The organism is Lysinibacillus sp. FJAT-14745 (assembly GCF_001275675.1).
GTDB lineage: Bacteria > Bacillota > Bacilli > Bacillales_A > Planococcaceae > Lysinibacillus.
The window spans coordinates 21,682-28,429 of record NZ_LITM01000019.1 but is presented as its reverse complement, the minus strand read 5'-3'; the positions used below and the strand labels follow the sequence as shown (position 1 = coordinate 28,429).

Below are 6,748 nucleotides of genomic sequence, written 5' to 3'. Positions count from 1 at the left end.
TTGCCCTAGTCAAAGGTTATAGTAAAAATATGGATGTTTACTACCTCTGCTTACATGTCTTCGTTTTTACTCTAAAAGGGCGGAAGAATAAATCTGAAATTTCAGTTAAAATTCATGCGACGGTAGTGCCAGTTTCTATATTCTTTATTTCTCTCACTTTTCCAATTCCATATGTATCAGTGCATTTCCTCCTTTATCACTGTGTGCGAATATAAATTGAGTAGTTAGTGTGGGTGTTTTATTTAAATGCTACTGCAATTAGCCTCTTACGTTTATTTACCATCATGAGTTTTGATTCAAAAGTCATATTGTCTTTTTAATTTTTTTTAAAAGTAAAAAACCTTGAAAGGTTAAGCTAATCAAGGTTTATATACTATCGAATAATATTTTGACGTTTAAAATCAACTAAGTCAGGATCTAATTCCACTAGTCTATTTTCAAATTCATCCCATCCATTTTCCATAATAAATTTAGCTTCATCGAATGTGATTGGAAATAACCATGTTTGAATGATTGGTAAATCACCATCTACCTTAAATGTCTGAAATATTTCAGGAAAATATACAGGAATTGAAACATATAAAGCTTCTAAACTAGAGTGTTCAAACAACCTTCCATACGGACCTATTACATCTCCTCTAAGAATGGCAACGTTATTATTAATCGCTTGTAATCCCACATGTTGCAGAATACCAGGTATATTCTTATCTCCAAAGTTTGCGTACGAAACAAAAAATAACTCCTGTCTAATTTCTTTCTTTGAAATGGGAGAAACTAAATTCTGTTTACTTAATCCTAAAGTTGAATAAGTTACTGTTCCAGAAAACGGTCCCTTTTTATACTTTACAATTTGAAAAGGAAGTATATTACCTTCAGAATCTTTATCCCATCCATATTCAATTTCACCTAGATGACCTTCTAAAAATTCAATATAATTATGCATTATTTTTTGTCCCTCCTATTTCCTCCACTTCTATTACAACTGGGACACTCAAGTCTTGTTCCTTTCTGGTAGTTATCTAAAACTTCTTGTAACGTTAGCAGGAATTCTCTATTTGTCCATGCGGGGGTATGATCAATGTCCCAATCCCTTTTTTCTCCTGAGAATGGTTCAACTTTAACTTCTTCTTTACAAGTTGGACAAAGTTTTCCACCATTAGGGCTGGACTCTGCATTATCACAAGCATCCTGAATAGTCCCTTTTCATTGTATTTATCGCCACGAGCTTTGTTATTCACTTTGGTTAGTTAAGAATGCTCTATCATAGCTACCTTATCATGTAAAATGTCAGCACGTTTATCATCCTTTTTTGTTATTCCAGCCACAAATGAAATCAAAACATACTTTTTAGCGAAAGTTTAAAGTTCGGTAACACTACTGTACTTTTTTGCTATGAAATTTCATTAACATCTTCGGATTTATTTATAAATTTTTCGATGTCTAATATAATTTTTTTTGTATTTTCAGAACCCACTTCATCTTTTATAGGTATTGATTCAAGTTCATTTATCATACTCATTAACTCAGTTTTAATATCTTCACGAAGATAATTTCTTTCAATACTAAGAAATGCAATTTTCAAATAAATAACTAATTTTTCAACCTTACTATTCACGATACCCCTATAGTACTCTTCAAGAAGCTTTTCAGTTACTTGTGAAATAGATAACCCTTCATTTAAAAATTCCTCAAAATCTTCTATGATATATTGACTAAGCTCTTCATAACTACTTAACATTGATTCTGTACATTCCCTTCTAATTTTTAAATTCTCCCGAGTATACATTTAATTTGATATTTGGATATTCTTTTCTGAACCGCAGAATAATATCTGTACAACTTCCACAAGCAGGTAGCTCCGTAAATAAATCAATTGTTCCCTTAACAGTCTTATCATCCCCTAATTGTCTTGATATATCTTCAAGAATTTTACGTTCAGTATCATTAACTCTTAAGAATGCACCTGGTACATCTGTTTCCCCTTTTTGGTTAACTGATTTAGCTGGAAACTTGCCTTCACCAACGACATATGAAAAACCACCTTCATTTTCTTTGTGAATTCTACTGTGTGCTTTAAATTCTGGCTTAAGCCCAGGAATATTAACATCTGCTACTGCAACGTTGCCATAATTCTTGTATTTTTTCGGTAAATTATCGCGGATTGCCTGAGTCCTATCTTGATATTTATCTACTTTTTGTGCATAAGAAAGATTACCCGTACCCTATGTTGTAATCTTAAAATCCGCTAAATAAAAAAACAATCTATCTTAAACCTTTTTAAACTACTTCTTCCTCCTTTATTATCGGCAATTCATAGGCTGTTTTGTGCTTCATCATACCGTATATAACGTTTACAAGCCGTCTCATTATACAAACCAATGCTTGTCCCTTTGTTTTGCCTTCTTTTAGTTTCCGTTGATAGTATGCATGGAATACTGGATTCCTTGGTAACTTACTTCCTTTTGCCACCTGTACTTGCTGTACAGCTAAGTTGTAAAATAAAGCGTGTAGCGCCCGATTTCCCTGCTTGCTTTTTTGTTCCCTTCCTTTCCCACCAGAACCAAAGTAAACAGGCGCAATGCCCGCAAATCGTGCTAATTTGTTGGCATTCGGAAAACGGCGTACATCACCTATTTCTGCAATTAAAGCCGAAGCTGTAACGAGATCTATGCCTGGCATCGTGTCTAATTGAAAGTCTAGTAATTTTCCATCTACTTCTGAAAAAAACTTTCTATAGCTCGGGTAATGGTGGCTCAATTGAATATGCAGTTGGTTCTTTAAAGCTCCTTGTGCCTTTACTAATGCGTTTCTTCTTGTCACTAGCTGTTGTATCGACCAATATAAATCATGTGGTTTAGCGTCTGGTAACTGCTCTAGTTTGTTCACCAAAATTCTGGCTACACATTCTGCATCCCAGCTATCACTTTTTTGTGTGGTCATGTGACTTTTGCGTTCGGCATATGAAAGAGCTGGGTTCACTTCTTTTAGAATTTGTTCATGGTCTGCTAAATATTTAGCTAACGCTCTCCCATAACCCCCAACATCTTCTAAACCAAAAATGGGTGTCAAACCATCGTCCATATGTTTATAAATATCCCGTAAAAACGTTGAAAAAGCAGACGGTTTATTTTCAAACTTTATTTCATCTAGTTTTTCTTGCCAACAATTAATAATAACCGCCACATGGTGTTGCTTATGTAAGTCTACTCCCACATAAACATGTTTCTGTCGTTCGTGCATTAACTTATCCTCCTATTCAATGGAATGAAAATACCGGCAACCTTAGTTCGAGCGTTCACCAACTGGTGCGCATTGGTACGAAAGCCTATCTATTTTCACTGTTACATAAGAACTTATAAGAAAATGAGCACTTTTTTTAAGTAACCTTTCAAATTATTGCTTGGTGTTTCCCATTTGCTTGTATTTGTCCATATGTATAAATCCCCCGATAAAAGCTTTCACGGTCTAAAATGCGCTTCACTTGTACTTTTGTAAATCGTTTCCCTTTCTCTGTTTGATGGCCTTCTATGTTGAGCTGTTCTGCCAATTGAGATAGTGACCAATGTTTAAAAAAATGTCTTAATTCAAATAGCCTCCGTACAACGATCGCTTTCTCTGTATCCACTTCTAATACTTTTCGCCCTTTCTGTACTGTATAACCAAACATGACACCACCACCTGCATAGCCACCTTGTTCCGCTTTTTTCTTTCTTCCTCTACTCAACTTTAATGCAATTTCAAGCCTTTGATATTGATCTAACAGCTCCAACATCCCATTCACTAAAAAATCATTTGGTTCATGTGTGTATATGCTGTAATTTGGCTGCTCAATTGCTTTCACATCAGCGTTATATTTTTTCAACTCTCGTTGTATCAATACTTTAGCCATATCAGAGCGCCATAAACGAGACGTATTCAGTACAATTACTTGGCTCACTTGATGATATTCTATATCTGCTAATAGCTCTTGCAAGCCTTCTCGCTCAATTGTTAATCCATCTTCATCAACTGTCGCTCCGCTGAGTCCTCTATCTTCATATATGTGGAGCAATTGTAGCTTACTTTCGTCACAATACCTTTCAATCTCTTCTACTTGATACGCTAAACTATATCCTTCACGTACTTGCCCTTCTGTTGAAACTCGTACATAACCAACTACTTTCTCTTTCATAATGCCCCTTCCCGTTACAGCAATTAAAGTCCCTGTAACGCTTACCCGTTTTTTGCGGATAACTTGTGTGTAACGTCTATCCGTTACAACATACTGTACGACCTTACCCAAATTTTGCACAACCCTTTATTTTACAGTCGTTTTTTCTCTAGTAGGGTCGTACACTATAAGTAACCGTTACAATCCAAAAAAAGAGGTGGTGTTTTTATTATGTCTTCTACTATTCGTTTACGTCTCAATGAAATTTTAATTGAAAAACAAATGAGCCGTCGGCAACTTGCCAGACAAGCCTCTTTACGTCCGAATACGGTAAATGACCTATGTACTCGCCCTGTACAATGTCTGCATACACGTATTCTCTCTATCTTATGCGATACATTACAAGTTTCTATTCAAGACCTCCTTGTATTAGAGCCAATTGACTAAGCAACCCCAAGTACCATCGAACATGGCCCATCTATCAGTTGTTTCCATACTGCTCCTGCTAACTCGTCGAAATCCACTCGATACTGGTTCGCAAGGGGCTTTTTTATTGCTCTACGTATATACTGCGTGTACGTGTCTTTTCCATCTCGTAAATTAATGACTCGTTCTACTTCTTTCTTCTCCAACGTTTGCCAATCCATTATCACCACCGCAAAGTATTGTTTATTCTGTTTTGGCGAATGTCTCTCTATATCTTTAAGCTCTATTTTTTCATCTGGTTTATAGACGACTTCAATCCTACTCAAATCATTTTCCAAATAAATACCTTTATTTCTAAATAGCTCTAGTCTCTTATCATAAATTCGACAATATCCATTCTGTTTTCTTTGATAACCTTCACCAAAATAACGTGTCGTTTCACAATGACTCATTTTCCTCCGCACATCTATTGGTATAACGACCACATTTTCTAGTTTCGTTGGTATATCGTACGCTACATCACAGCTCACAAAGTTTATTCGCTTCGCTCTTTTACGTATAAACTCTAGTATTTCGCTAAAGTGTGCATAATGCTCAGGACGTGTTTCTATGCGTAGTGTATACATATGCCCTGTTATTTCATTAAAATTCCTATAATATATGTGCATGTATACCTTTTCATCTTTCTTTATGTGCAACTCATATACATATAATGCTCCCTCGTATCCGTACTTCATCTTCACTTTATATCCCATTGTTACCATGACCATCATATAAAGCCGTAAAAATGCTGAATGTGGTACATCCTTATAATCTATAACAAATTTATCTATCGAAACCTCTATTTCCATCGTATTTTCTTTCCCCTTGTATAAAATTTAATACTTAGTACACTAATTAAATAATCGTAATCCGTATTTAAACATGCAAAAAAAGCACTTGTCGCCTGTTATAGACAATCAAGTGCTTTAAGTTTATTAATATTTGCAAGTTTTATAAGTTAGTTTAGTATTGACAGTATGACATCTTTTTTACCACATGGCAAGTGTAACGTTTAAACCCTTTAGCTTGTTTAATCTCGTGTGTTTCGCGATTATGACATCCATAAGTAATCCTTTTAAGTAAAATGTCATCTCGCCTATTCTCGCTCTTATTACTTTACTATAAAAATAGTACTCCTTGATGGTTTAGCCTTCATGAGTTAATTATTCAAATTCAAGGATATCTTTAACTGTAGACAATTTAAAAACTATTATATCCTTGTTTATCTCCACGAGCTTTGTCATGCTCGTTAGTTTGTTAGCCATTCAATGTAGTAAGTACCCCTGCCATGTACAATGTCATCTCGCTTAATTATCGTACTTGTCACTCCATCCCACTTGTAAAACCGAACTCCATAATGGTACTACCTTCATAAGCTCTCGATTCTCAAACAAATCATTTTCTTATTGTCTCACTCAAATATTAGCTGATTTAATATAAATTAAAGTAAAAACCTTGAAAGGCATTTAGCCAATCAAGGTTTAAGAATAGTATTAAGATTTATTTACTCATATACTAGTTCACCTAAGTCTATTTTATCATAATGCTTATCAATTAATTTCACTATATAATCATCTAATTTTTCAATACTATACTTTGACTTTTTAGCTTTCACAAGATTTGAGACATTTCACCATAAAGTTACTCGATCAATTCATTCCAAATTTTAGGAAATTAAGTGATTTTGTATTTTTTAAGTTTAATAATATTTGCAAATTTTTATAATTTGTTTTGTTGTAAAAATGCTTCTAAAATCCTTTCAATAGGTAAACTAGCATTTTTCAGTAATTTCTCTACTTTGTCCTTTATTTGCTTATTAGAAGCAATTATTTTTTTATACTCTTCACCATCAAAAGAACGTAAAGAATCTATTGCATATTCAGCCACTTCATCACTCTCATTAAGTAAATCTAATAATAAATTAAATCCATATACTCCGTTATCTTCATCTATACAGTAGGCTAATCTAATTTTATATTTATCATCTCTATCTTTTAATCCTCGAATTAAATTCTCCCAATCAATATTAGTAAACTCACTCATCAATTCTTGCACATACATAAATTCATCGTCATAAAAATAATTATCTGCGCTATTTTCAGATAATACTGCATCTACTTTTTCGTACAT

The 6,748-nt window shown here is 34.1% G+C and carries 9 protein-coding genes; 1 reads left to right on the top strand and 8 read right to left on the bottom strand.

What is annotated here, in order from left to right; genetic code table 11:
• Positions 1-373: 373 nt before the first annotated feature.
• The 6 genes from AMS59_RS23415 to AMS59_RS23400 form a co-directional block, all read right to left on the bottom strand.
• The gene (locus tag AMS59_RS23415; protein ID WP_053486109.1) at positions 374-943 is read right to left on the bottom strand and encodes a suppressor of fused domain protein; all 570 of its coding nucleotides are present in this window, start codon (positions 941-943) and stop codon (positions 374-376) included.
• Positions 943-1,194, bottom strand: coding sequence for a GH-E family nuclease (locus AMS59_RS27105; RefSeq protein WP_082337754.1), 252 nt, complete (start codon positions 1,192-1,194; stop codon positions 943-945). The genes AMS59_RS23415 and AMS59_RS27105 overlap by 1 nt, the downstream gene beginning before the upstream one ends.
• 196 nt (positions 1,195-1,390) lie before the next feature.
• Complete coding sequence (locus AMS59_RS23410; RefSeq protein WP_053486108.1) at positions 1,391-1,738, bottom strand: Imm3 family immunity protein; 348 nt, start codon at positions 1,736-1,738, stop codon at positions 1,391-1,393.
• A gap of 19 nt (positions 1,739-1,757) precedes the next feature.
• Positions 1,758-2,162, bottom strand: coding sequence for a deaminase domain-containing protein (locus tag AMS59_RS27100; RefSeq protein ID WP_082337751.1), 405 nt, complete (start codon positions 2,160-2,162; stop codon positions 1,758-1,760).
• 115 nt (positions 2,163-2,277) lie between these two features.
• Entirely contained in the window at positions 2,278-3,240 is a 963-nt protein-coding gene (locus AMS59_RS23405; RefSeq protein WP_053486107.1) for an IS110 family transposase, read from the bottom strand.
• Positions 3,241-3,388: 148 nt separating this feature from the next.
• Positions 3,389-4,171: a recombinase family protein gene (locus tag AMS59_RS23400; protein WP_053486118.1), complete on the bottom strand. Its 783-nt coding sequence runs from the start codon at positions 4,169-4,171 to the stop codon at positions 3,389-3,391.
• A gap of 210 nt (positions 4,172-4,381) precedes the next feature.
• Between AMS59_RS23400 and AMS59_RS23395 the strand changes: the two genes are divergently transcribed.
• Positions 4,382-4,597, top strand: coding sequence for a helix-turn-helix transcriptional regulator (locus tag AMS59_RS23395; protein ID WP_053486106.1), 216 nt, complete (start codon positions 4,382-4,384; stop codon positions 4,595-4,597).
• On the opposite strand, the gene AMS59_RS23390 is transcribed toward AMS59_RS23395, so the two are convergent.
• Positions 4,594-5,427 (bottom strand): replication initiation protein, encoded by an 834-nt coding sequence (locus tag AMS59_RS23390; RefSeq protein WP_053486105.1) that lies wholly within the window; start codon positions 5,425-5,427, stop codon positions 4,594-4,596. The genes AMS59_RS23395 and AMS59_RS23390 overlap by 4 nt on opposite strands.
• A gap of 910 nt (positions 5,428-6,337) precedes the next feature.
• The gene (locus AMS59_RS23385) at positions 6,338-6,748 is read right to left on the bottom strand and encodes a hypothetical protein (protein WP_036217845.1); all 411 of its coding nucleotides are present in this window, start codon (positions 6,746-6,748) and stop codon (positions 6,338-6,340) included.